Genomic DNA, 25310 nt, shown 5'->3' with positions numbered 1-25310 from the left:
TGCACTGATCAGACGTCATACTACGTGCGAATCAAGACAGTTGAAGCAGGCCACGAAGAAGATCCCTGGTCCGGTCGGGGTCGGGGCAGTCGGCCTGGAGCCGCTCCATCGCCCGCTCGTACTGCCCCACTTCCTCGTCTTTGTCGAGGTAGAGGGCACTGGTGAGCTGTTCCAGATAGACGATGTCCTGGAGGTCCGACTCGGGGAAGCGCAGCAGGGTGAAGGCTCCGCTCTCTCCCGCGTGGCCGCCGAAGGAGAAGGGCATCACCTGGAGCTGCACGTTGGGCCGCTGGGAGACCTCGATGAGGTGCTCCAGCTGGCCGCGCATGACGTTGCGGTCCCCGTACGGGCGGCGCAGCGCGGCCTCGTCGAGGACGGCGTGGAAGACCGGGGCGCTCTCGGAGACGAGGACCTTCTGCCGTTCCAGGCGCAGGGCGACGCGGCGGTCGATCTCGGCGGTGGTGGCGCCGGGCATGCCGCGGCTGACGACGGCGTGGGCGTAGGCCTCGGTCTGCAACAGGCCGTGGACGAACTGGACTTCGTAGATCCGGATGAGCGAGGCGGCGCCCTCCAGGCCGATGTAGGTCTGGAACCACCCGGGCAGCACGTCGCCGTAACTGTGCCACCAGCCGGTCGCGTTGGCCTCGCGCACCAGCCCCAGGAGGGACTCGCGCTCGGAGGTGTCCGTGACCCCGTAGAGCGTCAGGAGGTCCTCTACGTCCCTTGCCTTGAAGCTCACCCTTCCCAACTCCAAGCGGCTGATCTTCGATTCGGATGCGCGGATCGAGTAGCCGGCCGCCTCACGGGTGATGCCGCGGGATTCTCGGAGTCGCCTGAGCTGGGAGCCCAGGAGGATGCGGCGCACCACAGAACCGCTTGCTTCTGCGGTCACTAGTACTGCCCTCCCCATCGCATTGGCGTGCGCGTGGTGTGCGCGTGCGTCGCGGGGCCCCCGTACCCCAGGGCCCGAAGTCTGCCACCAAAACGCATCGGGCCGTACTCGTTCTGTAACGGAATCCCGCCTCCGGGAAAAGAAGTCCGTAAGTATGCGTAGGAAGAAATGAGCAAGAACCGTCACGTGAGTGGACAGGTCCGGCGCGTGCACGTGCATCTGCCCTTGCATCCGGCTCGCGCATTCGGAACGATGGTCCCCGCGCACCTGCGTGCTCTTCGCGCCGGCGCCGGACCCACCCCGCAGTTCTCTTTGGACAAAGCCGCCGCTTCGTCCGCGAATCCCGGGAGTGCCTCGCATGGGGACGAATGGATCGACCATGCTCGAGCCGTTACGGCAGGGGCTTCCCCCGGTCGACCCCACGGCTGTCTCCGGCTCCGCCTCCTGTGCTCTGCCCGCGCGGTTCGACGCGGTGCGGGGCGCGCGCACTTTCACCCGGTCGACCCTGTCCCAGTGGGGCCTCGACGACCGCTTCGACGATGTGGCCCTGGTCGTCTCCGAGCTCGTCACCAACGCGTTGCGCCATGCCCTGCCCGAGGATTCGCGGGGCCCGGACGCCGAGCCGGAGCCGCCGGTACGACTGCACCTGATGCGGTGGAGCACCCGGCTGGTGTGCGCGGTGCGCGACCCCAGCGAGGACCGGCCCGGCGGGGCCTTCTCACCGGAGCGCACGGAGGAGAACTTCGACCTGGAGTCCGGGCGCGGACTGTTCCTGGTGGACTCGTACAGCGACAGCTGGGGCTGGCACCCGCTCGCGGGGCGGCTGACCGGCAAAGTGGTCTGGGCGCTGTTCCTGCTCCAGGACTGACGGACCGGCGGACCGGCACAAGAGCGACGGTCAAGACAACTGGCCGGGACCGATCACTGCGATCGGTCCCGGCCAGTGCACGTGCATGGCTTGATGGGTGCGCCGTTCCGTCAGCCGATCAGGTGATCGAACTCGCCGTCCTTGACGCCCAGGAGCAGGGCCTCTATCTCGGCCGGCGTGTAGACGAGTGCCGGTCCGTCCGGAAAGCGCGAATTGCGCATGGCGACGTCGCCGCCGGGCAGCTTCGCGAACTCCACGCAGGAACCCTGCGAGTTGCTGTGTCTGCTCTTCTGCCACGTCAGCTCAAACAAGGAAGCGAGTTCTGCAGCTGCCATCCCGTTGTACGCGTGGTCCACAGGAAGCCCCCGATAGTGCAGATGTCAACTCCTCCGGATCATAGCTGTGTTCATAAGCGGCTGCACGGGCAGATGCACGTGCACGCGGGGTGGTCCCTTGATCACAGACAGGTCCGCCCTCACGGCCGGAGGGCCTCGGACACCTCGTCCAGCGAGTCCAGCAGCTGTTCGGCGGCCCCCCGCAGCACGCCCGGTTCCGGGGCCTCCCAGTCCGCCAGCACCGCCCTGACCTCGTCCCACTGCGGTACGCGGCGCTCCCGCACCGCCTTGGCGCCCGCCTCGGTCGCCCTGCTCAGCGCCCCGGCCAGGGCGGCCGCGCCCGGCACCGGAGCGTGCCCGCGGTCCGGGAGGTGGGCTCCAGGAGCATCGCGCCCCGGCCCACGGCGGCCAGGGCGTCGCCCGCCTGCTCGGCGGCGGCGCGGGACAGCCCCCCGGTGGCGCACCGGCTCCCCCGCGGCCCGGTCCACCGCCTCGTGCCAGGCGATCCGGGCGTCGCGGGCGGCCAGCAGGGCCTCGCGCACGTCGGCGCGCCGGGCCCCGGCCGGGTCGGCGTACTGGCCGAGCACGGCGGCCGCGTACCGCCCGTCGGCGGCCATCCAGTCGGCGAGGCGGGTCCGCAGCCGCGGGGTCTCCCAGGCCGGGTAGAGCGCGTAGCCGATCATCGCGAGCACGCCGCCGACCAGTGTGAGGGCGACCCGGTCGGGCACGGTCTGGTCTGGGGGTCCCCCCGGACGGAGTCTGGGGGAGGACCCCTCCCATGCCGAGCAGGAAGACCACGTAGGCGGAGACGAAGAGCTTTGTGACGGCGTACCCGGTGCGCATCAGGGCGTACATCAGCCCGGCGCTGAGCACGGCGAGGAACCCGGACAGGTACATGCCGGGCTGGAACAGCTGCACCACCCCGGTGGCGACGGCGACCCCGACCAGGGTGCCGCCGAAGCGGGCGACGGCCCGCGCGTACGTCTGGCTGAAGTCCGGCCGCATGACCATCACGGAGGCCATCGGGGCCCAGTAGGCGTGCCCGAACGGCAGCGCGTGACCGATCGCCAGGCCCGCGCAGGCCACCGCCGTCACCCGCACGGCGTGCCGCAGGACCGGTGACCCGGGCCGCAGTTCGGCCCGTACGGCGCCCAGGACCAGCGGCACCAGCCCCCACATCGTGGGCCGCAGCATCGACTCCCCGGGCTCGGCCGTACACCCGGATCCCGGCTCGGCCGTCTCCAGTACGTCGTCCAGCAGGGCGGCGAGCCGGCGTGCGGCCCGCCGGGGCGCACCGGTGAGGAGGTCGGCCGTGTCGGGGGACTTGAGGATCGCCGGCGACGGCGCGGGAAGGCTCACCGGTTCCCCGTGCCGGATCGCGTGCGCGGCGGCGTCCAGGACGGCCCCGGCGGCGGCGAGCAGTTCCCGTACGCGGTCCCGGCCGGGACCCTCGGCGGGCGCCCCGACCGCCGGATCGGCTGGGGGCACCTCCCAGCGGTAGCTGGGGGAGAGGCCAGCACCGGACGGATCCTCTCCGCGAGCCCCCGCGCCCCGTGCAGCTCGGCGGGCCGCCGGCGGGCCTGGCGCGAGGTGACCGTGGCGGCCGCCCGCGCCCGCATCAGGGGCTCCGGGTCGAAGGGGGCGACGGGGTCCTGGCGCAGCCGGCGGGCGTAGTCGGCCTCGGCTGCGAGAGCGTCGGCCAGGGCGTCGCGCTGGGCGCCCCAGCGGCGGACGGGGAAGAGCACGATCAGCAGGGCCTGGACCACCCCGCCGGCGGCGATCATCGCGGCGTGCCCGGCGGCCTGCGGGACGGACGTGGGCAGGGTGACAGTGACCAGCATGACCGCGACGTTGCCGGAGGCGATGATCCCGGCCGTGGGGCCGGCCGCCCACAGCATGCTCGCGGCGAAGGTCCACACCGCGAGCAGGACGAGGAAGAGCCCGAGGTTCGAGGAGCCGACGAGGTAGCCGACGAAGGTGGAGACGGCCAGGGTCAGGCCCGAGGCGAGGGCGAGCGCGGGGCGCGGACGCCAGCTCTGCTGGAAGGTGGCGATGGCGGCCATGAAGGCGCCGAAGGCGGAACTGGCCGCCGCGCCCGGCCCGAGGAGCGCGAGCCCGGCGCCGATGACGATCGCGAGGCCGGCGGCGGCGCGCAGTGCGACGAGCGGTTCGAGGCGGGTCCGCTCGACGGCCATGCCCGACCGGGCGGCGTCCTTCAGTGCCCGGAACCAGCTCATGGCGCCGAGGGTTACCGCTTTCAGGACTTCTTCAGATTTGTCCGGACCGTCACCCTGCCTGTTCCATGGGCCGGTCGTCCGAAAGGGGAACGCCCGTGTTCCGGAACGCCGTCCAGCCCTGGCACCTGCTCATCGTCCTGGTGGTCTGCCTGCTGGTGTTCGGTTCCAAGAGGCTGCCCGACACGGCCCGCTCGCTGGGCAGATCGGTGCGGATCCTGAAGTCGGAGGCGCGGGCCCTGCGCGCGGAGGACGACCCGAAGCCCTGACGGACCGGACCTACCGGGGCAGGGGCCTGCGCTTGCCGCCCATGTGGGCGCGGTCGGCGGCGGCCGTGCCGTCCTCCCAGCCCGCGTGGTCGGTGGCGCCGCGCAGCCGGGTGGTCGTGGTGCGGGGGAACATCTCGTCCGCCCGCGAGGTGACGGCGACGTCGCGCGCCACGAGCGCGGGGAGGTTGTCGGGGGCCTCCGTGGCGGTGTGCTCGGCCGTCTCGGCGAGCCGGTGGCCGAGCCGGCTGGCGTAGGCGAGCAGGAAGGACTGCCTGAAGGTCTTCGTCCGCTTGCGCCCGCCCGAACGCTGCGCGGCCTCGGCGCGGGTCATCGCCGCCGTGCCCTGGACGAGCAGCGAGGTGTAGAGCAGCTCGACCGCCTCCAGGTCGCTCTCGAAGCCGACCACCGTGGAGAACTCGAAGCCGCTGTTCCACACCGCCCGGCACCGGTTGGCGGTGGCCACCGCGTCGAGGAGCACCGCCTTCGCCTCCTCGTACGGCGGCTCGACGCCGATCCGGCAGGCCCCCGGCACCTGAGCCGGTCCCTTGCCGCTCGCCGCCAGCAGCGCCTCGTCCACGGTGTGCCGGGCCATCAGCTCCTGGGCCTTGGCACTGAGCGCCTCCGCCTCCTCCGGGAAGGTGGTCGCCTCGGCCTTGGCGAGCAGCGCCCGGATCCGTCCCAGCATGCGCGGCTCGATGTGCGCGTGCTCCAGGGCGTCGGCGGCCGGGTCTCCGGGAACCGGACCCACCGGTTCGATGGAGGGCAGCCGGATCAGCAGCCGCAGCACCTCCAGGAAGGCGGTGGCCAGTGTGAACCGGTCCGCCCGTTCCCGCTGCGCGAGCCGTTCGGCGTACGTGTCGTCGCCCGTCCACCACACCTCGGCGTCGGTCCACCGCTCGGGAAGCCGGGCGTAGCGGCGCGCCTCGGCGGCGATCAGGTCCCCGGTGATCCGCAGGTGCCGCTCGTCGAGGTCCCGCCGGACCAGCCGCAGCACATCGGCCGGCCGCCACCCCCGCTCCCACCCCTGCCGTACGAACGCCTCCCCGCGCGCCAACAACTCCCGCCCGACCCCGCCCCACCGCCCCTGATCGGCGACGAGCAACGAGGCCCCGGTGTCCAGCCCGGCATCGTCCTGGGCATAGAGGGCAGCGGCAAAGGCCCGGTCAACGATCACGGCAAGGTCAGTCACACCTCCCAGCTTGGCACGCCCCATTTCCAGCCCCGCAGGCGCTTGAGGGGTGGGGGTCCCCCCGGACGGAGTCTGGGGGAGGGCCCGGGGCGGAGCCCCGATCTTTCACCGCGCCGCACCATCCAGCCCGGCCGGCACAAAATCCAGCCCCGCCGGCGCTTGAGGCGCGGGGCCCGGGGCGGAGCCCCGATCTTTCACCGCGCCGCACCATCCAGCCCGGCCGGCACAAAATCCAGCCCCGCCGGCGCTTGAGGCGCGGGGTCCGGGGCGGAGCCCCGATCTTTGAGCCCCGCCGGCGATTGAGGCGCGGGCCCGGGCAGCGCCCGGCGGGAGCCCGGGGGCAGCGGCGCCACGCCCGGCCCGGCACCCCCGGCCCGGCGCCCCACCCCTGTCAGACCCCGGTGGGACACTCGCACCCATGAGCGACCCCACCCCCCGCTGGGCCCTCGCCGAGGACGCCGACGGCTGGTGGCACGCCACCCCGGTACCCCCCGCGGAAGGCGAACGGCTCCGCGTCCGCGACCCCGCCGACGCGATCCGCTCCGCCCCGCCCGGCACCCGCTGGGTCTGGCGGTCCACCGCCGCCGTGTACCCCCGCCTCCTCGCGGCCGGCGCCCGCGTCGAGCGGTGCCACGACATCGAGGACGCCGAGCTGCTGCTCCTCGGCCACGAGGGCCGCTTCGGCGAGCCCCGCTCGGCGGCCGCCGCCTGGGCCCGGCTCACGAACGCCCCCGTACCGCCCGATCCGCGGCCGCGCGCCGCGGAGCCCCGCGCCCAGGACTCCCTCTTCGACCCGCAGCCGACCCCGGTCCCCCTGGACGCCCTCCTCGCCGTCCACGCCGACCAGGCGAAACGGCTCGGGGCCACCGCCCACCCCGACCGGATGCGGCTGCTCACCGCCGCCGAGTCCGCGGCCTTCCTCGTCGCCGCCGAGATGAACCGCGCAGGCCTGCCCTGGCGGGCCGACGTGCACCGCGCGCTGCTGACCGAGCTGCTCGGCGAGCGGTACGCGGGCGGCGGGGAGCCCCGGCGCCTCGCCGAGCTGGCCGACCGCGTCTCGGCCGCCTTCGGCAGGCGGGTGCGCCCCGACCTGCCGGCCGATGTCGTCAAGGCCTTCGCCGAGGCCGGGATCAAGCTCAAGTCCACCCGCCGCTGGGAGATCCAGGAGCTGGACCACCCGGCCGTGGAGCCGTTGCTCGCGTACAAGAAGCTGTACCGGATCTACACCGCCCACGGCTGGAGCTGGCTCGCGGACTGGGTCCGCGACGGCCGCTTCCGCCCCGAGTTCATCCCCGGCGGCACCCTGACCGGCCGCTGGGTCACCAACGGCGGCGGCGCCCTGCAGATCCCCAAGGTGATCCGGCGGGCCGTGGTCGCCGACCCCGGCTGGCGGCTCGTCGTGGCCGACGCCGACCAGATGGAACCGCGCGTGCTCGCCGCGATCTCCCGCGACCCCGCCTTCATGGAGGTGGCCGGCCGGCCGGAGGACCTCTACACCGCCGTCTCCCGCCAGGGCTTCTCCGGCGACCGGGACAAGGCCAAGATCGCCGTCCTCGGCGCCGTCTACGGCCAGACCTCCGGGGACGGCCTGAAGAACCTGGCCGCGCTCCGCCGCCGCTTCCCCCGGGCCGTGGCGTACGTGGACGACGCGGCGAAGGCCGGCGAGGAGGGCCGGCTCGTACGGACCTGGCTCGGCCGCACCTGCCCGCCGCCCGCATCCGCCCGCGACGCGGACGGGGACGGCGACCCGGGCGAGGGCGAGGCCGGGATCCCGCAGGACGGCGACGGCGACGCCTGGACCCCGAGCCACGCCTCCAGCAACACCCGGGCCCGCGGCCGGTTCACCCGTAACTTCGTGGTGCAGGGCAGCGCCGCCGACTGGGCCCTGCTGCTGCTCGCGGCCCTGCGGCAGGCGACCGCCGGGATGCGGGCCGAGCTGGTGTTCTTCCAGCACGACGAGGTGATCGTGCACTGCCCCGCCGAGGAGGCCGAGGCCGTCGCGGAGGCGATCCGCGCCGCCGGAGACCGGGCCGGCCGGATCGCCTTCGGCGACACCCCGGTCCGCTTCCCGTTCACCACGGCGGTCGTGGAGTGCTACGCCGACGCCAAGTAGAGGCTGGTCGGAGCGGGTCTGGGGGTACCTCCCAGACGTAGCCGGGGAAGCAGGATCCGAAAGGGGCGGGCTAGTTCCGGGTCCGGTTCCACCCCGGGGCGAGCGCGATCTCCTTCAGCTGGTCCAGCGTCAGTGCGGGCTGCTCGCGGGTGGCCGTGCCGCTCTGGTTGGCGGTGTTGTAGGCGGAGACCACCACGCGCAGCCCGTCCGTGCGCAGCGTGTCCACCTGCCATTCGATCACGCCCTTGCCCTTCTCTGCGGGGCCCTGCTTGACGTTGACCAGGGTGCCGTCGGGCAGCGGGGGCTGGTTGAGGCCCGGGAAGCCCGAGACGCCCTCGCTCCGGCCCACGGTCAGCGAGACCAGGGACTTGCCCTTGCCGTCGTCGAACACGATGTAGCCGTGTCCGCCCTCCCCGCCCCAGGAGAGGATCGGGATCTTGATCCCGATCCCGGTCACCAGCTCTTCCAGTGCCACCGCGGCCTCCCGGTCCCGCAGGGCGGCCGACGACCCCGGCCGGGCCGACGGCGCCGGATCGGGCGCGGGCGCCGGCAGGTCGTTCAGCGCCGGCTGCCAGAGGGGCGAGGTGACCACGGTCTTCAACTGGTCCGGCGTCAGCGGCGGGTTGCTCCGCGAGACGGGGGCGCCCTTCTCGGCGGGGGAGTTCCACTCGGACAGCTCGACCATGAAGCCCTTCGGGGTGGCCAGCACGGCCCGCCAGAGCTTGGTGTCCACCCGCCGGTCCGGGTACTCGTACCCCTTGTAGAGCAGCAGCCTGGAACCGTCCGCCAGCTGCTCGGTCCGGCAGTCGTCGTACTCCTGCACGTTCTTGTCCCCGCACTCGGTCATCGCGCGGGCGTTGCTGCCGGCCGGGTCCACCCGGCTGAGGGCGAGGCTGACGGCCGCCTTGCCCTTCCCGTCGTCGTACACGCCGGAGGCCATCGGCACCTGGTCCTCCGAACCCCGCCCGTCGGGCTCGGTCAGCTGCCCGCCGGGCAGGAGCTCCCGGAGGTTCGCGATCATCTGCGCCGCGGTGACTGCGCCGGAGCCGGCCAGCGGTCCCTTGTCGTCCCCGCCGGGCGTGGTCGGCGGCGCCGCGACGTTGACCACGCCGGCCCTTCCCGCGCCGTCGAGCAGGCCTCCGGCGTAGGCGCCCGCCGTGGCGATCAGGGCCAGGGCCAGCACGGATCCGCCGGCCGCGGCGGCGTGGCGGCGACGCGCCACCAGCCGTCGGCCGCGCTGCTCGCCGGCGTCCGCCAGGGCGTCCCGGTCGGCCGTGAAACCCTCTCCCGCACGCCGGAGGGCTACGCCGAGGTCGTCTTCAAAGGGCATGGGGAACCAAGCCTTCCGTTTCAAGGGTGGGGTGAGGAAAGAGAAGGGAACGCGAGGAACCGCCGGAGCCCTCAGAGATCGGCGAACGCGGCGAGGCTCCCGCCCAGTTGCTCCCTCAGCCGGGCCAGCGCCCGCGAAGTCCGGGTACGGACCGCCGCCGAGCTGGAGTTCATCGCGTCGGCGGTCTCCTCGACGCTCCGGTCCTCCCAGTAGCGCAGCACCAGCACCGCCCGGTCCTTGGGCGCCAGCTTCCCCAGCGCCTGCAGCAGCGTCAGCCGCAACTCCGGGTCGGCTCCGCCGGCCGTGGCCGGCACGCCCGCGTCGGGGAACTCCCCGACCGGGCGCTCCCCCGCCGACCGGCGGCGCTGGTGCGTGAGGAAGGCCCGTACCAGCACCGTCTGCGCGTAGGCCGCCGGATTGTCGATGCGGGAGATCCGCCCCCAGCGCAGGTACATCCGGCCCAGGGTCTCCTGCACCAGGTCCTCCGCGAGGTGGGTGTCCCCGCTCGCCAGCAGACATGCCGACCGGTACAGGTGGCCCGACCGGCCCGCCGCGAACTCACGGAACCCGTCTCTGCGGCCCTGCCCCATGTGCTCTCCCTCGCGTCCGTCTCACCCCATTGACGCGACGGCGGTGCGGAAATGTTTCATCACCCGGCGATCCCCCGGCCGGAGTTGGTCAGCCTAGGTCGTGGAAGTACACGTGGAACTCCTCCCGGACGAAGCCCTCGGCCTCGTACAGCCCCTGCGCGACCGTGTTGTCGTACGCGGTCTCCAGCTGTACGCCGGACACCCCGGCCTCGCGGGCCCGGCGCAGCACCTCGCGCAGCAGCGCCCGACCGGCGCCGGTGCGGCGGCCGGCGGGGGCGACGTAGAGGTCGTTGAGCACCCAGGCGGTGCTCAGGGAGAGGGACGAGAAGGCGCGGTAGACCTGCGCGAAGCCGACCGTCCCGAGGTCCGGGACCTCGGCGAGCAGGACGAGCGACTCGTCCTTCGCGATCCGCTCCGCGAGGAAGGCCCGCGGGCCGTCCGGGTCTTCGAGGTCCACCTCGTAGAAGTCGAGGTAGCCCCGGAACAGCGCGGCCGCCGTGTCGACGTCCGCCTCGCCCGCGGCCCGGACCGCCACCGCGCCCGCGCCCTCCCCGTGCGGGGGCCGGCTGTCCTGCTGTGCTGCTGCCTGACCGCTCATGTACGTCTCACATCTCCCTGGAGGGTGTCTCGCGCGCCGCACCCATGGTGCACGGGCGGCGCGGATCCGCACCAGCGGTCGTGGGAGGGCCTGTTCAGTGCCCGGTGACGGGCTGGGCCGGCAGGGTGAAGACGTGCTCGGGGGTCACGATCTCGGTGATCGCCCGGCCGAACAGGGTGCTCGGCTCGCTGCCCTGATAGGCGATGTCCGTGTTGAGCATCACGACCAGCGTGGCCTGCGCCTGCGGCAGGTAGACGGTCAGCGACTGGTAGCCGGGCAGTGAGCCGTTGTGCCCGATCCAGCCCTGGACGTTGAAGATGCCCAGGCCGTAGCCCGTGCCCGGGAGCGCGTCGATCACCTTCAGCCGCTCGGCCTGGGTGGCGGGGGTCAGCAGGGTTCCGGTCGCCAGGGTCTTCGCCCAGCTCCGCAGGTCGGTGAGGTCGGAGATCATCGCGCCGGCCGCCCAGCCCCAGGAGGGGTTCCAGTCGGTGGCGTCCTCGGTCTTGCCGGTGGCCGTCTGGTCCGTGTAGCCGTGGGCGTGCGGACTGGGGAACTCCGCGCCGGTGGGGAACAGCGTGTGCCGCAGCCCGGCCGGTCGGACGACCTCCCGGTCGATGTAGTCGGCGAGGGGGATCCCGCTGACCTTCTCCACCACCAGCCCGAGCAGGATCAGGTTGGTGTTGCAGTAGTAGAACTGCGCGCCCGGTGCGAAGAGGACCGGGTGCTTGAAGGAGTACGCGAGCAGTTCCTGCGGGGTGAAGGGCCGTCGGGGATCGCTGGTCAGCGCCTTGAAGAAGCCTTCGTCCTCGGAGTAGTTGAACAGCCCGCTCCGCATCTCGGCCAGCTGGCGCAGGGTGATCAGGTCGCCGTTCGGGACCCCCGCGATGTACTTGCCGATCGGGTCGTCCAGCCCGACCTTGCCCTCGTCGACCAGCTGCAGCAGGGCGGTCACAGTGAAGGTCTTCGTCTCGCTGCCGATTCGCATGTTCAGGCCGGGGGCCATCGGCGCGCCGGTCGCCTTGTCGGCGATGCCGAAGGACCGTACGTACTCGCCCTTGCCCGGCGCCGACAGGGCCACGATCACCCCGGGCACCTTCGCCTCGGTCTGGACCTTCCGGATCGCGTCGTCCAACTGCCGGGCCACGGCGGGCGTCAGCCGCGGGAACTCGTCGGAGGCGGGGGTCGGGGCGGGCGTCGGGGCCGGAACCGGGGCCGGAACCGGTGCGGACACGGTGGACACCACGGACGCGGCGGACGCGGCGGACACCGCGGACACGGCGGCCGGGTCCCGGGCGTGGGCCGTCCCCGCTCCCGCACCGGCCGTGACGGGGAGCGCCAGAAGGCCGGCCGCGGCTGCCGCCATGGCCGCCGACCTGCGTCGATGTGCAGTCATGCCCGGCCTCCTCGTACGGCGGGACAAGCACCCACATGTACCAACGTAGCCCTGCGCCCGCGGCCCGGCGACCCGAAGGGACCCGGCGAAGTAGTCTAAAAATCTATTCTAGAAAGGGTCCTGTACCGGCCACACTCTCCCCATGAGCGATGAGCAGTGGCGCGGCGGCTTCGGCCCCCCGCCCGAACCGTTCGAACCGCAGTCGGGGCCGCAGCCGCAGCCGCCTGCGGAGGCAGGGCCGCCGGCGCCGTCACAGCCACAACCGGTCCCGGCGCCCGGCTTCGGCCCCACGCGGGGCGGCCCCGCGGGAGGCGGCCGGTTCAAGGGCCGGCCGGCCGTCCTGACGGCACTGGCCGTGGCCGTCCTGCTCACCGTCGGCGGCGGGGTGTACCTCGCGGTCGGCGGCGACCGCGGCGAACCGTCCGAGGCCCGGCCCTCCGCCTCCCCCTCGATCGACAAGGGCGACGGCAAGGGCCCCGGCGTCGGCCCCGACACCTACGACCCCAACGCCGGCATCCGCCCAGGTGAAGCCCGGGTCTGGCTGCGCGACAACCAGACCGAGCTCCCCGGCTCGGGCACCTCCCAGTACGGCCCGTGGCGGGTGGGCGACGTGGTGGTCAAGGCGATCGCCACCGAGTTCACCGGTTACGGGGCGACCGACGGCCAGGACAAGTGGCAGCTCCCGCTCCAGACCCGGCTGTGCGCGGTTCCGCCGGCCCCGACCGCGGACGGCAAACTGGTCGTCGGGCTGAAGGAGAGCGCCTCGGAGACCTCGCACTGCACGCACCTCCAGTTGATCGACCTCGCCACGGGCAAGGCCGGATGGAAGGTACCGGTGCCGGCGGAGAACGCGTACGACTCCTCGATGGAGTTCGAGATCGCGATCAGCGGTGACACCGTGGCCCTCGCCCGGTCGGCGGTCATGAGCGGCTTCTCGGTCACCGACGGCAGGAAGCTCTTCGGCACCTCGAAGACGGACGGCTGCACTCCGTCCGGGTTCGCCGGGGGTTCCCGGCTGATCGGCCTACGCAACTGCTTCGACCCCAGCGACCCCACCGCGCGCGGGCAGTCGATGGTCGAGGAGCTGGATCCGGCCACGGGCACCTCCAAGTGGAGCTACAAGTACGAGAAGGGCTGGACCCTCGGCCGGGTGCTCTCCGTGGACCCGCTGGTGGTCGCCGCGCACCACCAGGACCGCAAGACCTGGAACATCACGGCGTTCGCGGCCGACGGCAAGGTCCGCTCGCAGGGGGCCTCCGCGTTCGGGGTCAGCGGCCGGTGCAACGGCTTCGGCAACGCGGGCGGGTTCCAGGAGTGCTACGCCGCCGTGGCCGACGCCGACACCCTCTACATCGGCGCGGGCAAGCCCGCCGCCACCCTCGACACCGAGGACACCAACCAGGTCGTCGCCGTCGACCTGAACACGGGCAAGGAGCGGTGGCGCACCGCGGAGCAGCCCAAGGGCCGCACCGTGTGGCCGCTGGCAATCGAGGAGGGCCGGGTCCTCGTGTACGTCTCCCCCGGCAGCGGCGCGGCGGGCTCGGTCGTCTCGCTCGCGCCGGCGGACGGCGCCTCGCAGCCCGTCCTGCAGAGCCCGGCCGTGTCCGCCGGAGCCGCGAGCGTCTTCTACTCCCACGGTGTCCGCACCACCTGGGCGGGCGGACGGCTTTTCCTGCTCAACGGCCGGGTCTACGGCCCGGAGCCCAAGAAGAAGAGCCGCGCGATCCTCTCGTTCGGCAAGTAGCGTCGCGCAGTCCCGCACCCCAGGAGGGCACGTGCAGAACCCGTACCAACAGCCGGCCCGGCCGGACGGCTTGTACCAGCCGCCACCCTTCCAGCAACCGCCGAAGCCTCCGCGGCAGCCCCGCAGAAGGCCCATCACGGCACTGAGGACGCTGACGACACTGCTGGCCGTGGCGGCCACCGCCGCCGTGACCGCCGTCATCATGGCCAGGGACGAGCCGGACGGCCCCCCGGACCCCTCCAAACCGCTCATCGCGGGCTGGAAGACCGTGGTCAACCCCAAGCACGGCACCTCGTTCGACGTCCCGCCGGACTGGGAGGTCCTCTCGCCCGACGTCTTCAGCGGCCACGCGGACGACAAGGACCCGGACAAGATCCTCATCGGACACACGGCGCCCGCCCGCTACAAGTCCGAGTGGTGCAGCATCGACTCCAACGGCGACGGCACGGTCTCCGACTTCCCCCTCGGCAGCGTCGGCACCAAGGGCGCCGAAGGCGCCAAGGACACCGCCGAGGTCGCCGAGAAGAACGCCCCGACCTGGGTCTACGCCGCCTACACCCAGCCGGACAAGAGCGTCGTGAAGTGGGACAAGCCCGTGGCGTACACGACGAAGTACGGCGTGGAGGGCACCTACGTCAAAGCCCGCTCCCAGGGCGCCGCACAACCCAACCGCTGCGCCGGCGACGGCCAGTCGATCGTCTTCGGCTTCAAGAACGCCCAGGGCGCCTTCGTGGCCTGGAACTTCTACGGCCGCACCGGCGTCCCCGGAGCCATCCCCGACTCCCTGATCATGCGCATCCTGACCACAGTCCGCCTCACCCCCACCTCCCCCACCCCCACACCCACCCCATGACCCCGGCCAGCCACCACCCCAAGGCCACTACACGTCGAGGTGTCGCCTCAGTGCGGTGACGATCTCTTCGTCACCGCCTTCTGCCGGCAGCGGCCACGGCTCCTGCTCCCCGTTGGCCGTGGGCATGGCTGCCGTTCGAAGTCGAGGACCCGCATGCCGTGACCCCCCGAAACGCTGTACGCGATCCCAGGCCCGGGAAACCCCAGCCGCAGGGCCCCCCAGAGCCGCCAGATCGGCACCCCACACCGCCTCGTCACCTTCGAGCGGACAGAAGGCAAAGTTGGTCCGGATGCACCACAAGGTGAGATCACATTCGGGGCGACGGTTACGGGTGGTCAGCATACATATCTGCTGATCACTCTTCGTAGTGGACCGCCTCCTGGGACAGAACCCCGAGCCGACGACAGGAGTTCCCTTCCACAGACACACTCCTCCTGAAGGGGACACGGATGGGCACGCTCTTCACAACCCGGATCCTTGCCGTTCTCGCCACGACGGCCGCACTGGCCGTCTTACCTCCCGCCGAGGCGCACGCAGGCGCCATCGGCTCAACGCCCGTCGCCAGCTTCGAGTACCAGGTCGGCGGCATCACCATGACCGTTCCGACCGGCTGCATGTTCACCCACATCATCCGCGGCGACGGCAAGAAGATCACCTACCAGAACGCCGGCGTCGACTGCGGATTCGTCGGAGCCCTCAACGCAGGCTTCTGCAACTGGCGCATCGACTTCACCTACGCGGACACCAACAACAAGACCTACCGCACTTCCCCCGGCAAGACGCACACCGAGTGCGAGATCCACCCGATGCGCGACAACAAGCCTCAAACACTGCCCCGCTACGGCAAGGCATGCGCACACCTCAACATCAACGGCGTGCGCCGGGTCAGCCAGTGCCACCACATCACGAAGTGAGCCGCGCATGACCAACCAACCCACCCCCGATGACCCCGCCTGGGAAGCCAAACGCCGACGCGCCGGCCTCGCCGCCTTCCTCATCGGCGCCGCCGCATCCTTCGCCTTCTTCGCCTTCTTCCCCGGCCTCCCCCACGTCATCGACTGGGGCGCCACCATCACCTCCCTGGCCGTCGGCGGGCTCGCCCGCTGGGCATGGCAGGCCCACATGACGCGGAAGCACACCGCTCTCAGGTAAGACCCACTGATCGCGCGGGAAGGCCCGGGGCACTGAACACGTGCCAGCCGCGGCCGTTCCCGATCGGGCTCCCGTCCGGAGGGGCGGCACTCACCGGACGAACCTCAGGCCCTGAAGCAGGAGATGGGTCCGATCCGATCCCGTGGCGTTCGCCAGAAATAGCAAAAGCCCCAGGTCACGGCGAGTGAGTCCTGGGGCTTCTACAGAGCCGCCTTCGGGATTCGAACCCGAGACCTACGCATTACGAGTTGTCCGATCCCGTTCCGATGGCGTCCGTAGGCGCATGTGGCCCTTCCTCCGCGGCTGCTCAGCAGGGTTCTCGTACACGTGTGGACACCGGCGTACGATCACGAATGAAGCCTCGAATGAGCCCACAACTGAGCCCCCTTGCGCCCGCAGAGCCCTCCCGGGACCCGGGCCTGAGCAGCACGTCGGACCGCGCCTACAACGATCCCTTCCACGGCCTCCCGCCAACTGCCCCAACACCATGACCAGCAGAGCCCTCTGCGCGTCTAGGATGCAGCGGATGGGCTGACATGCGCGACTCTGCCGAGGGGGAAGGGTGCCATCGACTGCATATAGGCGTTGGGCGACGGAGAGAAACTCGAAGCTCAAAGAGCTATTCGATGCACATGCGAGCGTCGGCGGCCAGGGGCGTGGACGCCGATGGCGTACTACGCAAGTGAACTGGTCGATCACATTGAGACTTGCTGGAGAATTTCAAGGATTCTCAAGAGATTTGCACGATGAGGCATCAGACATTCTCTGCGATCCCATCACTTCCCCCCCTCTCCAGGCGATTCTGCGAAGTGGGCTTTCCAGGGGACGGAAACTCGACCGAGGAAATGCACAACCGGCCGCCCTCGGTAGCGACTTCGCCAGTCTAGGATTGAGTCTATGGCCCGCACTAAAGACGGCCGACAAGCGGGCCGAGAAATGGCAGGACGAGCTCGAAACCCTCAATACGGCCCGCAATGCCATCGCCCACGACGATCAGGCCGAGTTCCTAAAGCTAAAAAATAAGGGGAAATTTCCGATAACGTTGACCACAGTCCGTACATGGCGGCGAGCCGTCGACGGGCTGGCCATCACGATGGATGATGTTGTAGGGGATTACTTGGGTGAATTCGCGGGGGGTAATCGGCCATGGTGAGGAGAGAGATGAGTGAGCTGGAGCCCGGGCAAGTGGTTCAGGTCCCCTGGGGGCTCGACCTCCTGAAGGGAGTAGTGCTGCGCACCTACGACACAGGCCGTGGACTGAAGGTCGTCGTGAACGTCGAGGTTCCCGACCTGCATGGCTCAAACATCGAGGAAGTATCCGTAACCCTGCCCGCCGACTCAGTCCAGCCGTGGGAGGAGGGCTCCGGCCCGCGACCGGGAGACTGGGCTCACGCCTACGCATACGAGCGCAACCTCACCGCAGAAATCATCAGGGTAATCTCCCAGCTCGCGCCAGACGCAAGGGCGCACATCTCCGAGTCGCAAGTAGACAGAGGTTACGACTTCGAGCTGTATCTCGAATACGAGGGCAACGAGGTGCACCTACGAGGAGTCGCGAAGCATGCAACACGCGCCATCCCTCCAAAATCGTTGGAGAAAGCACTAGGCCTCGCTCAGGATTCATTCTCCCCCGTCGCCCTATTCAGCAACGTCGACCTCTCCAGCGCGGCGAAGAGGCTACTCCAACTAGAGGGCAATCCTAATTTTCATTGGATTAAATGGAGTGGGAAATTGGACAGCGGCCGACTCGCCTCCGAACTAGCTGAAATTTTTGAGATTCCACAGCGAGGTTAGAGCCGACGCCTCACCACCAACCCAGCCTTGAGAAATGCACTACTTGGCCGGTTATTCCTATGCCACAAGGCGACTAGTAAAACCGTCGACACAGAGACGTTCGTAGGCCACAGAAACCGCAAAGGGGACATCCTGATGGATCAGGAACCCTTGCTGGGGGTAGACGAGCAGCCTCTGCTGCGCGCCGACGAGCATGTCGAAGACCAGCCGGGGATCCTGAATCGATTCCACGTACTCCGCGAGCGTCATCGGCGCGGACGCGCTGACGATCTCTACCTCTGGCCACAGCTTGCGGGCCGTCGCGTAGGCCCGCCGCTCCTCGTAGGGCTTGCTGACCAGCAGCACCGACTCGACGAGAACGCCCTGGTCCGCAAGCAGTGACCGGGAGAAGCGGATGTTCTCGCCTGTGTTCCGAGCCTGCGGCTCTACGAGGATGGCGGAGTCGGGAACGCCCAGCTCTAGGGCCCGCTCGCGGTAGTGCTCCGCCTCACCACGGGGCATCCGCTCGCGGGTCGTTCGGCTTGTGGCGCCGGTGAAGACGATCAGCGGCGCCATGCCTCGCTGGTACAGGTCAACCGCGACTTCAGCGACTCCGAGGTCATGGCTACCAAGCCCGATGGCCACAGAGCAGCGCCGCGGCTCGTGGTGCATCTGCTGAAAGTCCCAGAGCTGTTCGGCGTCGGCCCAGTTCTGCGCGGAGATCACGGTGTTGCCTCCCGCGCCGAGTCGGGCACCTGGAAGTCGTAGGCCCACGCGAACCGGGTGGCCGCGTGCAGGCCGATGGCGTACTCGACGACAGTTCCGTCCGCCGTGTAGGTGGTCCGGTGCAGTTCAACGACCCACTCGCCGGGCGCCAGCTGGAGCAGCGTCGCCTCCTCCGGTGCCGCGACCCTCGCGAACAGCTCCTCACGCATGTGGTCGATCTCGTAGCCCGCGTCGTAGAGGACGCGGAAGCCGCCGCCCCGGCCGGCGGGCCCCGGGGCCGGGTCGACGATGCGCGTTCCCTCGACGTGTTCGGGTCGGTAGTAGCTGGTCAGGGTGTGGGTCGGCTGGTCGCCTTCCTTCACGAGCCTGGCTCGCGCGTACACCTCGGCACCCTCGGGAAGCCCATGCGCCGCTGCCACCAGCGGCGGCGCCGGCACCCGGCTGACGCTCTGCGTCTGCTCGCCGCGCTTGTACGCACGGCCTGATGCCACGCGGTCGGCGATGAACGCCACCTCATCGCCGTCCCGCCACTTCGCCTTGTCGTACCGGGCGATGCCCAGACGCTTCAACGGGGTCTGCTGCCGCACGACCGTGCCGTGTCCCCGCGACGAGGTCACAAGGCCCTCGGCTTCGAGCGCTTTGTACGCCGCGTGGACCGTGGACTTCGAACCCTCACCCGCATCCACGAGGTCGCGGATATGCGGTAGCTGCTGGCCAGGGGCGTAGTCGCCCCGCCTGATCTGTCCGGCCAGCTTGTCAGCCAGCTCTCGCCACTTGGGTGCCACGCGAGCTCCTCTCGATGGGTCCAGTCAAACACAGTCCCAGGACTGTTGACAGTCCTGGGACTGCGAGTCCATAGTCATCCACAGAAGTTCGCAGTCCTAGGACAGCGAACCGGAGAGGGCTCTTCTTTGGGCTGCTCTCGGCGCCCGGAGAGCCCGTGAGACGGCTCGAAGGAAGCGATTGTCCGTTGAGAACTGAACAGTGGACCGAGGTATCCGTCCCCCTCTGAGAGGACGGCGGACGCGGGTTCTGTCCCCGTGTACGGAATAGCGCCACGCCAGCCTCGCCGCCTCATCAGGCGGCGGCCGGTTGCCTCCTCCGCCCGTCTCGTACGGGCGGAGCGAGGGGAGCCGGATGTTCCGGCCCCGGAAGGGGTTCGAGATGAACAAGAAGCTCGCCGCGGCGATCCGGCGTGACAACGAGCTGGAGGACGCCGGCATGCACGGCGACGACCGCAAGACCTGCTGGACGCACCAGGGCTGGGCCGCGGACTGCGATGCCGACCCGGCTCACACCCGGCCGAGCGTCAGCCACTACCCGCGCCCCGCCTGACCCTCCACACCAACGTAGTGCGGCCCCGGTGTTAGAGCACCGGGGCCGCTTCGAGCCGTCCACCTGCTAGGGAGAACACGACTCATGAACCACATCGTTGCACGTCAGAAGCCCGTTACCGTCCTGCCGGCGGATCTGGAGCCGTCGGACGCGGAGCTGGCCGCGATCGAGGCCGAGATGGACGTGGTCCTGGCCGAGGTCGAGTTGCTGGACGCGCTAATTGCGCTCCTGGAGCGGCCGGCGTCCGAGTTCGACGCCCGCCGAATCCGGCGGGCCCACAACCGCGTGCTCGTAGCCCGCCGAGACCTGGCCAACCGGGTGCCGTTGGAGGCGGCGTGAGCACCGGCCGGCTCCTGAACCGGCCGCAGAAGGTCGTGCTCGCCACCGCGTTCGTCCCCATGCTCGCCACCGGCGCGGCCGGGGGCGCAGGCACGTTCTCCAACATCAAGGGCGCCTACGGCTCCGGCACCGCGCTCGGCGCGGTCGCGGCGGGCGAGGGCGCCACCGCCGTCCTCGCACTCGTACTGCTCGGGCTGACCATGCTCGGCCAGTCCTCCCCGCCGGTGATCCGGGCCGGGCTGTGGCTGTTGCCCGCCGCCGCGGCCGCGATGGCGGCGGCCTCGGCGCCGGACGGGCCGCGTACGGTCATTTACGCGATCACCCCGCTGGGCATGTCCGTCTCGGCGGAGGGCATGGCCTTCCTCGCCAGGCGGATCGTGGTCCACACCGACGGCCGGGACGCCGAGGCAGAGGCCCGCTCCGCGGCGATCGTGCAGGCCCTGGCCTACCAGCGGGCCCGCGCGGTCAACCACCCCGACAAGAAGATCCGGGCCCGCTCCGAGCGCACATCCTGGAAGCTGGCCCGGAAAGTCGGCAGCGGCGACACGACGCTGGCCGGACGACTCCTCGCCGTGCAGGGCGAGCGCATCGCCTCCGGCGCGGACGCGGCCCTGGCGGACATGTTCGTCACGCCCGAGCGTGACGCCGTGACGGCACCCGTCACACCCGCCCTCCCGCCGGTCCCCGAACCTCCGGTCACCCCGGCTCTCCCTGCCGCCGGGTCCGGGGCCGTCACGGGGGTGCGTGACGGCGAAGACACGCAGGCCAGCCCCGGCCCGGGGACCCCGGGCGGGGACCGCGTCACGGGGAGCGTCACACCCCCCGTGACGGTCGTGACGCTGGAAGACGTCGCGGCCGTCGCCGGGGTGCCCCGTCCCCATCCGGCCGAGCCCCTCACCGACGAACAGCTCCTGGTCGTGCTGCGGTACCTGCGCTACTCCGCCGACCCGCCCCTGTCCTACCGGCAGGCCGTCACAGCCTTCCGCGACGATGGGTTCGTTGGCGGCGAGCAGCGCGTCCGGAAGGCCTGGGGCGCACTCATGTCCCAGGAAGAGTCCACGCCGTGACTGGGCTGCCGGTCTACCGGTGGCGTCTGGCCCCCGACGGGCTCGCCACCCGGCGTCAGCTCCGCGCCGTCGGCCTTCGGCCCGGCGGACAGGACGTCGTCGCCCAGCTTGAACGTCCCCGCGGCCGGCGCGGACCGCTCGTCGCCTACCTCTACCTCGTCGACCTGGCGAAGCCGGTCCGGCCGATGACGCCCAAGAGGGCCGCCGCACTCGCCAAGGCGAACGCTGCCCGCCGCCGGTGTCCGGCCTGCCGCATGGACGCCGGGTACGTGATCCCGCCCTCGCTCGGCATGTGCACCCCGTGCGCCTACCCCGAAGAACAGTGCGCTGCCTGACTACCCGACCTGATCAGGAGATTCACGTGACCACGCAGAACACACAGACCACCACCCCCGCCCCGGATCGGGCCGAGCAGGGTTCGCACCACTGGGTCATCACGCTGGACCTGCCCGGCCGGGCGGCCGCCACGCAGTACGGCACCCTCACCCCGGTCCCCGGCGCGACCCGGTACGACACCTTCCTGCACATCCGGCAGTACGTCGTCGAGGGGTACCCCGAGCTGGCCAACGCCACCGTCGTGTTCTTCGCCCTGGAGGCGAACCAGCTCTGACCTGCCTGTACGGCAGGGCCCGGCCGTTGCTGTAGGAGGCCTACGGCCGGGCCCCTTCTCCCGTGAAGGAGCACGTTCAGCATGACCGAGACCGTCACCGAACCGCAGGCTCCCCCCGAAGAAACCACCCCCACCCCGCCCGTCGCGGCCACCGGCCCGGCCGCTTCGGCCAAGGCCGTTGACCACACCGCCGGGGGCTTCCCCGTCGTCCCGCTCTCCTTCTCTGGGACGAACGCGACCGCTGGACTCCTGGCCACCGCCGCACTGGCCGGCGGCCCGGTTGCTCTCGCCGTGGCGATGACGGGCGCCGCCGTCCTGGGCACCGCCGCCGCCCACCGCCGCTCCAAAACCCGCAAGAACACCCCCGCCGGGAAGTCGACCCCGGCCTCCACCCGGACCCCGGCCGGGAGCGGGGGCCGTGGTCTCCTGGGGCGGATCCCCGCCCAGCCCCGCACCGCGCCGCGTACCGGCTCCACTGCCGGCAGTGGAGCCGGAGCTCGAAAGACTGCCGGCGGGCAGGCCCGCAACCGTGGGGGCCGTCCTGCTGGCAGCCGGTCGGGATCGACCGCGGGCAGGACGAGTGCGCCGTCGGCCCGTCAGCGGGTCGCCCGTGTGGCTGCTGGTCTGGCTGGTGGCCGGGCCGGGCAGGTGCAGGCCCTGCGATCTCAGGCCCGTACCCAGTCCCCAACCCGGTCCGCCGCACGCACCGCAACGGCTCAGGCCCGCCGCCAGGTCGCCGACACCCGGCGCGCAGCCAAGGCAGCCGAGCGCGTCGGCACCGCCCCGACGACGGCGAAGCCGCGGGGTGCGGCAGCACGGACCCTGGCGAAGGGCCTGGGCAAGGCGGCTGCCATCCGCGACAAGGCCGTCGGCGCCGCCCGCTCCGCCCGGGACCGCAGTACCGGACGCACGGTGGGCAAGGGCCGCGAGCAGGTCCAGCAGGCCGCCTACCGCAAGCGGCTGGCCGCCGCGAAGGCCCCAGCCCAGCGGACGGCGCGCAAGGCACTGCTGCGATCGGCGGCCCGCTTCCACGCCCGCCGGGCCCTCGCCGCCGTCCTCGGCGCCGCCGCCGGACTGGCCGGGCTGATCGCCACGCCGCTCGGCCGGAAACTCGGCTGGGCCTGGCTGATGAACCCTGGCCGCCGCCTGTACCGGTTCCTCGTCGGCCGGGCCCGGGCCGAGCGCGAAGCCCGCGACGCCGAGATTCGCGCCCAGCTCGACGCCGATGAGGAAGCTGCCGAGGCCCAGGTCGACGCCGAGGAGCAGGACACCGACGAGATCGGCGACTTGGCCGCGCGTCCCACCCCGCACGTTCCCGTACCGCCCACCCCCGAAGGAGCACACGTGAGCAACGCATCCGGGTTCAGGTTCGAGGAGCTGGCCGCCGAGCTGGAGCAGGCCGCGCAGTCCTACGAGCCGGAGAACTGCATGGAGATCCTCGCCATGCTGGAGAACCTCCCCGAGGCCCTGCAGGCCATCGCGAACATCCTGAAGATCCTCTCCGAGCGCTCCGACAGCGAGTTCCCGCTGGAGAAGGTCGTCGCCGACATGCTCTCCGACCTCTACTCCACCTTCTCCAACTCCGTGTCCTTCTCCGAGGAGCTGGGCCCCACCTTCCGCCAGGCCCACGAAGCGGACATCGCCCGGTTCGAGGACCCCCGCAACGGCCTCGACGCCGAGAAGGGCTGGAACGTCTGATGACCGCCACCAAGACCGTCACCCACAACGGACTCGCGCTGGACTGGGCCGCCGGCCACGGACCCATCACCGGCGCCCTCTCCGCCACCACCGGCGCCTACGCCGTCGCCACCGTCGGCACCCTCGCCCACATGCCGCCCACCTGGGCCCTCGCCATCGGCACGGCCGGCGCGATCGGGCACACCGCCACCGGCCTTCGCCAGAAACTCGCCGCCCGCACCATCAGCGCGCGGGCCGCGTCCTGGCTCCTCGGATCCGGCTGGACCACCTGGGCCCTCACCACCGGGCCCCTCACCTGGACCGCACTCGGTTCCCTCGCCGTGATCGGCGTCGGCATGGGCGCCGCCGCCCGCTCCGTCGGCCTGTACGAGGAAGCTCGGGAGCTGGAGGCCATTGCCGCCGCCGAACGGCAGGTCGCCCGCGAACTGTCCGCCCCGCGGCGGGCCATCGCCGCGGAGTGGGTGGACCGGATCCAGCGGGTCTGCGGGATCACCGTGCGGGTGCTGGCGGTGGAGATGTGGCCCACGAACACCGGGTTCACGATCGACGCCGAACTCCCGCAGGGAGGCGCCACTTACGACCGCATCGCCCGCGAGAACGGCCGCCTGTCCGCTGATGCGCGGCTGCCGCACGGCTGCACCGCCGCCGCCTCCCCGGGCATCGACCAGGGTCGCGTCCTGATCGACGTGACCACCGTCAACGTCCTCGCCGGCGAGGTTCCCTACCCGAGCGACTACAGCCCCTTGTCGATCCACACCGGGATCCCGTGGGGCTACCGCACCAACGCGGAGGTGATCCTCACCTACCTCCGTGAGCAGTGCGCGCTCGTCGTCGGGCCGACGGGATCGGGCAAGACGAACATGGTCCACGTGATCCTGGCCGGGTTCGCCCGCGCGGATGACATGTTGACCTGGGTCATCGACCTCAACGCCGGCAGCGCGGGCCTGCCCTGGGTCAGGCCCGCGATGGAGGGCGGGACGGAGCGGGTGGTGCGGCCCGGGATCGACTGGCTCGCCGCCACCTACGAGGAAGCCGAGCTGATGCTCGATGCGGCCCTGCGCATCGGTCTCCAGCGCAAGCGCGCCTACCAGGACCTCATGGCCAAGGCCAACACCGACCTGCTGCCGGTCAGCCGCGAGATCCCGCAGATCATGCTCGTGATCGACGAGGGCGCCGAGATCCTCGTCAGCAACGAGCCCGAGAAGCGCAAGCTCGCGAAGAAGATCCTCGAAGTGATCCGGATGCTCCGCGCCATGGGCATCCGCACCGTCCTGACCGCCCTCGGCGCCACCGGATCCGTCCTCGGGAACCTGATGATCCGCCGCGAGGCCAAGACCCGGGTCGCGCTGACCGGCGGGGAAACGGAGGGCATGGACCTGTCCAAGCTGTTCCCCGGCGCCCGCGGCCTGCGCGTCGAGCAGGCCCCCCACAAGGGCACCGGCTTCATGGGCACCCCCGAATCCCCCGTCGCGCTCTTCGGGACCTGGCGGATCCTGCCCAACCAGATCCGCGACATCGTCCACGCCACCAGCGACCGACACCCCTACCTCGACGCGATCTCCGCCAAGGCCGCCGGCCCCGACTACGCCCGCCGCTGGGACTACAACCGCACCGCCTGGATCACCGACCACCAGCACACCGAACCCGAAACCGACGAGGCCACCCCGGCCCCGCCCGGGGGTGCGCCAGCAGAGGGGGGCCTGAACCTCTCCGCCCACCGCAACACCCAGCACACCGCGACGGCGTCGGGCGTGCCCGATGAGGACGCACTCGCCGAGCAGTTCCGGCGGCAGATCGACGCCGAGTTCGCCACCGCCCCCGACCCCGAAGCGGAACCCACACCGAGGCTGAAGCCGGTTCCAGGCGGACTGAACCTGTCCGCGCTGCGCGGGGAGCAGGACAACGCCGCCCGCCAGGCCGCCCTCACCCTCCTGAAGGCGGCCGGGCCCGAAGGCACCGGGGCGTCGGCGATCGCCCGAGCCCTCGCCGACGCCCACGGAACCAACCGGCAGACCATCAGCGGATGGCTCCAGGAATGGGTCGACGAGGGGCTCGCGGTACGGATCGGGACGGGCACCAAGACCCGCTACGTCCACCACACCCACGACCCCGACGCGTGACTCCTTGTCGCTTGTCGCCCCGCCATGAAGAAACCCCTACCCGGCCCTCTGGAGGGGCGGAAATGGGCTTTGACCTCGGAGG

25 protein-coding genes, 1 tRNA gene and 1 pseudogene are annotated in these 25310 nt (G+C 71.2%); 16 read left to right on the top strand and 11 right to left on the bottom strand.

Annotated features, from left to right (window positions below):
• Positions 1-31 precede the first annotated feature (31 nt).
• Complete coding sequence (locus ACIPYQ_RS31400) at positions 32-910, bottom strand: helix-turn-helix transcriptional regulator (protein WP_361752510.1); 879 nt, start codon at positions 908-910, stop codon at positions 32-34.
• 361 nt (positions 911-1271) lie between these two features.
• On the opposite strand from ACIPYQ_RS31400, the gene ACIPYQ_RS31395 reads away from it, so the two are divergent.
• Positions 1272-1760, top strand: a complete 489-nt coding sequence (locus tag ACIPYQ_RS31395) for an ATP-binding protein (protein ID WP_401257332.1) — start codon at positions 1272-1274, stop codon at positions 1758-1760.
• A 110-nt stretch (positions 1761-1870) separates the two neighbouring features.
• Here ACIPYQ_RS31395 and ACIPYQ_RS31390 read toward each other — a convergent pair whose 3' ends face one another.
• On the bottom strand, positions 1871-2116 hold the full coding sequence (locus ACIPYQ_RS31390) for a DUF397 domain-containing protein (RefSeq protein WP_030656519.1): 246 nt from the start codon (positions 2114-2116) through the stop codon (positions 1871-1873).
• 119 nt (positions 2117-2235) lie between these two features.
• Positions 2236-4332 (bottom strand): annotated as a pseudogene (locus ACIPYQ_RS31385) (FUSC family protein).
• 95 nt (positions 4333-4427) lie between these two features.
• Here ACIPYQ_RS31385 and tatA point away from each other — a divergent pair.
• The gene (tatA, locus tag ACIPYQ_RS31380; RefSeq protein WP_401257330.1) at positions 4428-4598 is read left to right on the top strand and encodes a Sec-independent protein translocase subunit TatA; all 171 of its coding nucleotides are present in this window, start codon (positions 4428-4430) and stop codon (positions 4596-4598) included.
• 10 nt (positions 4599-4608) lie between these two features.
• On the opposite strand, the gene ACIPYQ_RS31375 is transcribed toward tatA, so the two are convergent.
• Positions 4609-5811 (bottom strand): DUF2786 domain-containing protein, encoded by a 1203-nt coding sequence (locus ACIPYQ_RS31375; RefSeq protein ID WP_401257328.1) that lies wholly within the window; start codon positions 5809-5811, stop codon positions 4609-4611.
• 394 nt (positions 5812-6205) lie between these two features.
• Between ACIPYQ_RS31375 and ACIPYQ_RS31370 the strand changes: the two genes are divergently transcribed.
• Positions 6206-7900 (top strand): bifunctional 3'-5' exonuclease/DNA polymerase, encoded by a 1695-nt coding sequence (locus ACIPYQ_RS31370; protein WP_401257326.1) that lies wholly within the window; start codon positions 6206-6208, stop codon positions 7898-7900.
• Positions 7901-7970: 70 nt separating this feature from the next.
• Here ACIPYQ_RS31370 and ACIPYQ_RS31365 read toward each other — a convergent pair whose 3' ends face one another.
• The 4 genes from ACIPYQ_RS31365 to ACIPYQ_RS31350 all read right to left on the bottom strand — a co-directional run bounded on the left by ACIPYQ_RS31365 (position 7971) and on the right by ACIPYQ_RS31350 (position 11811).
• A complete protein-coding gene (locus ACIPYQ_RS31365; protein WP_401257324.1) occupies positions 7971-9230 on the bottom strand; it encodes a hypothetical protein in 1260 nt (419 codons plus the stop codon).
• 71 nt (positions 9231-9301) lie between these two features.
• Positions 9302-9820 carry a SigE family RNA polymerase sigma factor gene (locus ACIPYQ_RS31360; protein WP_361752499.1) on the bottom strand — a complete coding sequence of 173 codons (519 nt, stop codon included), beginning with the start codon at positions 9818-9820 and terminating at the stop codon, positions 9302-9304.
• 88 nt (positions 9821-9908) lie between these two features.
• Positions 9909-10418, bottom strand: coding sequence for a GNAT family N-acetyltransferase (locus ACIPYQ_RS31355; RefSeq protein WP_361752497.1), 510 nt, complete (start codon positions 10416-10418; stop codon positions 9909-9911).
• A 94-nt stretch (positions 10419-10512) separates the two neighbouring features.
• Positions 10513-11811 carry a serine hydrolase domain-containing protein gene (locus ACIPYQ_RS31350; protein WP_401257322.1) on the bottom strand — a complete coding sequence of 433 codons (1299 nt, stop codon included), beginning with the start codon at positions 11809-11811 and terminating at the stop codon, positions 10513-10515.
• A 142-nt stretch (positions 11812-11953) separates the two neighbouring features.
• Between ACIPYQ_RS31350 and ACIPYQ_RS31345 the strand changes: the two genes are divergently transcribed.
• From ACIPYQ_RS31345 to ACIPYQ_RS31330, 4 genes are all read left to right on the top strand, one after another.
• The gene (locus tag ACIPYQ_RS31345) at positions 11954-13555 is read left to right on the top strand and encodes a PQQ-binding-like beta-propeller repeat protein (RefSeq protein WP_401257320.1); all 1602 of its coding nucleotides are present in this window, start codon (positions 11954-11956) and stop codon (positions 13553-13555) included.
• A gap of 169 nt (positions 13556-13724) precedes the next feature.
• Positions 13725-14408 (top strand): hypothetical protein, encoded by a 684-nt coding sequence (locus ACIPYQ_RS31340; RefSeq protein WP_401257319.1) that lies wholly within the window; start codon positions 13725-13727, stop codon positions 14406-14408.
• A gap of 449 nt (positions 14409-14857) precedes the next feature.
• Complete coding sequence (locus tag ACIPYQ_RS31335; protein ID WP_401257317.1) at positions 14858-15322, top strand: hypothetical protein; 465 nt, start codon at positions 14858-14860, stop codon at positions 15320-15322.
• Between the two features lie 7 nt (positions 15323-15329).
• Positions 15330-15560 (top strand): hypothetical protein, encoded by a 231-nt coding sequence (locus ACIPYQ_RS31330; RefSeq protein ID WP_401257316.1) that lies wholly within the window; start codon positions 15330-15332, stop codon positions 15558-15560.
• A 206-nt stretch (positions 15561-15766) separates the two neighbouring features.
• Here the strand turns inward: ACIPYQ_RS31330 and ACIPYQ_RS31325 are convergent.
• A tRNA-Thr gene (locus ACIPYQ_RS31325) sits at positions 15767-15831 on the bottom strand.
• A gap of 411 nt (positions 15832-16242) precedes the next feature.
• Between ACIPYQ_RS31325 and ACIPYQ_RS31320 the strand changes: the two genes are divergently transcribed.
• Entirely contained in the window at positions 16243-16713 is a 471-nt protein-coding gene (locus ACIPYQ_RS31320) for a hypothetical protein (RefSeq protein ID WP_401257314.1), read from the top strand.
• Between the two features lie 8 nt (positions 16714-16721).
• Positions 16722-17354: a hypothetical protein gene (locus ACIPYQ_RS31315; protein WP_401257312.1), complete on the top strand. Its 633-nt coding sequence runs from the start codon at positions 16722-16724 to the stop codon at positions 17352-17354.
• Between the two features lie 57 nt (positions 17355-17411).
• Here ACIPYQ_RS31315 and ACIPYQ_RS31310 read toward each other — a convergent pair whose 3' ends face one another.
• Positions 17412-18059 carry a YdcF family protein gene (locus ACIPYQ_RS31310; RefSeq protein ID WP_401257310.1) on the bottom strand — a complete coding sequence of 216 codons (648 nt, stop codon included), beginning with the start codon at positions 18057-18059 and terminating at the stop codon, positions 17412-17414.
• Positions 18056-18844 (bottom strand): GntR family transcriptional regulator, encoded by a 789-nt coding sequence (locus ACIPYQ_RS31305; RefSeq protein ID WP_401257309.1) that lies wholly within the window; start codon positions 18842-18844, stop codon positions 18056-18058. Before ACIPYQ_RS31305 ends, ACIPYQ_RS31310 begins: the two co-directional genes overlap by 4 nt.
• A 379-nt stretch (positions 18845-19223) precedes the next feature.
• Here ACIPYQ_RS31305 and ACIPYQ_RS31300 point away from each other — a divergent pair, with 379 nt between their 5' ends.
• The 7 genes from ACIPYQ_RS31300 (at position 19224) to ACIPYQ_RS31270 (ending at position 25228) form a co-directional block, all read left to right on the top strand.
• The gene (locus ACIPYQ_RS31300; protein WP_401257307.1) at positions 19224-19394 is read left to right on the top strand and encodes a hypothetical protein; all 171 of its coding nucleotides are present in this window, start codon (positions 19224-19226) and stop codon (positions 19392-19394) included.
• Positions 19395-19478: 84 nt separating this feature from the next.
• The gene (locus tag ACIPYQ_RS31295) at positions 19479-19733 is read left to right on the top strand and encodes a DUF6284 family protein (protein ID WP_401257305.1); all 255 of its coding nucleotides are present in this window, start codon (positions 19479-19481) and stop codon (positions 19731-19733) included.
• Positions 19730-20800, top strand: a complete 1071-nt coding sequence (locus ACIPYQ_RS31290) for a hypothetical protein (RefSeq protein ID WP_401257303.1) — start codon at positions 19730-19732, stop codon at positions 20798-20800. The genes ACIPYQ_RS31295 and ACIPYQ_RS31290 overlap by 4 nt, the downstream gene beginning before the upstream one ends.
• Entirely contained in the window at positions 20797-21135 is a 339-nt protein-coding gene (locus tag ACIPYQ_RS31285; protein WP_401257302.1) for an RRQRL motif-containing zinc-binding protein, read from the top strand. Before ACIPYQ_RS31290 ends, ACIPYQ_RS31285 begins: the two co-directional genes overlap by 4 nt.
• Positions 21136-21161: 26 nt before the next feature.
• Entirely contained in the window at positions 21162-21410 is a 249-nt protein-coding gene (locus ACIPYQ_RS31280) for a hypothetical protein (protein WP_401257300.1), read from the top strand.
• An 81-nt stretch (positions 21411-21491) separates the two neighbouring features.
• Positions 21492-23108, top strand: coding sequence for a hypothetical protein (locus ACIPYQ_RS31275; protein WP_401257298.1), 1617 nt, complete (start codon positions 21492-21494; stop codon positions 23106-23108).
• Entirely contained in the window at positions 23108-25228 is a 2121-nt protein-coding gene (locus tag ACIPYQ_RS31270) for a hypothetical protein (protein ID WP_401257296.1), read from the top strand. Before ACIPYQ_RS31275 ends, ACIPYQ_RS31270 begins: the two co-directional genes overlap by 1 nt.
• Positions 25229-25310: the final 82 nt, after the last annotated feature.

Origin of the sequence: Streptomyces sp. NPDC090045, assembly GCF_044747975.1 — a bacterium.
Taxonomy (GTDB): Bacteria; Actinomycetota; Actinomycetes; order Streptomycetales; family Streptomycetaceae; genus Streptomyces.
This window is presented reverse-complemented; position numbering and strand designations above follow the sequence as displayed.

What these genes read in the sequence shown, in the direction of transcription:
- ACIPYQ_RS31400 (WP_361752510.1), bottom strand. Translation starts at nt 910, where the DNA reads ATGGGGAGGGCAGTACTAGTGACCGCAGAAGCAAGCGGTTCTGTGGTG.
- ACIPYQ_RS31395 (WP_401257332.1), top strand. Translation starts at nt 1,272, where the DNA reads ATGCTCGAGCCGTTACGGCAGGGGCTTCCCCCGGTCGACCCCACGGCT.
- ACIPYQ_RS31375 (WP_401257328.1), bottom strand. Translation starts at nt 5,811, where the DNA reads ATGGGGCGTGCCAAGCTGGGAGGTGTGACTGACCTTGCCGTGATCGTT.
- ACIPYQ_RS31370 (WP_401257326.1), top strand. Translation starts at nt 6,206, where the DNA reads ATGAGCGACCCCACCCCCCGCTGGGCCCTCGCCGAGGACGCCGACGGC.
- ACIPYQ_RS31365 (WP_401257324.1), bottom strand. Translation starts at nt 9,230, where the DNA reads ATGCCCTTTGAAGACGACCTCGGCGTAGCCCTCCGGCGTGCGGGAGAG.
- ACIPYQ_RS31360 (WP_361752499.1), bottom strand. Translation starts at nt 9,820, where the DNA reads ATGGGGCAGGGCCGCAGAGACGGGTTCCGTGAGTTCGCGGCGGGCCGG.
- ACIPYQ_RS31355 (WP_361752497.1), bottom strand. Translation starts at nt 10,418, where the DNA reads ATGAGCGGTCAGGCAGCAGCACAGCAGGACAGCCGGCCCCCGCACGGG.
- ACIPYQ_RS31350 (WP_401257322.1), bottom strand. Translation starts at nt 11,811, where the DNA reads ATGACTGCACATCGACGCAGGTCGGCGGCCATGGCGGCAGCCGCGGCC.
- ACIPYQ_RS31345 (WP_401257320.1), top strand. Translation starts at nt 11,954, where the DNA reads ATGAGCGATGAGCAGTGGCGCGGCGGCTTCGGCCCCCCGCCCGAACCG.
- ACIPYQ_RS31335 (WP_401257317.1), top strand. Translation starts at nt 14,858, where the DNA reads ATGGGCACGCTCTTCACAACCCGGATCCTTGCCGTTCTCGCCACGACG.
- ACIPYQ_RS31330 (WP_401257316.1), top strand. Translation starts at nt 15,330, where the DNA reads ATGACCAACCAACCCACCCCCGATGACCCCGCCTGGGAAGCCAAACGC.
- ACIPYQ_RS31315 (WP_401257312.1), top strand. Translation starts at nt 16,722, where the DNA reads ATGAGTGAGCTGGAGCCCGGGCAAGTGGTTCAGGTCCCCTGGGGGCTC.
- ACIPYQ_RS31300 (WP_401257307.1), top strand. Translation starts at nt 19,224, where the DNA reads ATGAACAAGAAGCTCGCCGCGGCGATCCGGCGTGACAACGAGCTGGAG.
- ACIPYQ_RS31295 (WP_401257305.1), top strand. Translation starts at nt 19,479, where the DNA reads ATGAACCACATCGTTGCACGTCAGAAGCCCGTTACCGTCCTGCCGGCG.
- ACIPYQ_RS31275 (WP_401257298.1), top strand. Translation starts at nt 21,492, where the DNA reads ATGACCGAGACCGTCACCGAACCGCAGGCTCCCCCCGAAGAAACCACC.
- ACIPYQ_RS31270 (WP_401257296.1), top strand. Translation starts at nt 23,108, where the DNA reads ATGACCGCCACCAAGACCGTCACCCACAACGGACTCGCGCTGGACTGG.